Raw genomic sequence first — 238 nt, forward strand, 5'->3', positions numbered from 1 at the left:
GGAGAAAAGGGTGTACATAAGCTTACGGATTATTAGTACTACTCGACTATGACATTACTGCCTTTACATCTATAGCCTATCAACGTGGTCATCTTCCACGATCCTTAAAAGAAATCTCATCTTGTGGTGGGTTTCGCGCTTATATGCTTTCAGCGCTTATCCCTTCCCAACGTAGCTACTCTGCGGTGCCCCTGGCGGGACAACAGATACACTAGAGGTTAGTCCAATTCGGTCCTCT

1 rRNA gene is annotated in these 238 nt (G+C 45.8%); it reads right to left on the bottom strand.

Annotated elements, in window-relative coordinates:
- Nucleotides 1-12: 12 nt before the first annotated feature.
- Nucleotides 13-238 (bottom strand): 23S ribosomal RNA (locus SB717_RS39330); the annotation flags it as partial.

The organism is Priestia sp. SIMBA_032, assembly GCF_046535215.1.
In the GTDB taxonomy this organism is placed as follows: Bacteria; Bacillota; Bacilli; order Bacillales; family Bacillaceae_H; genus Priestia; species Priestia aryabhattai.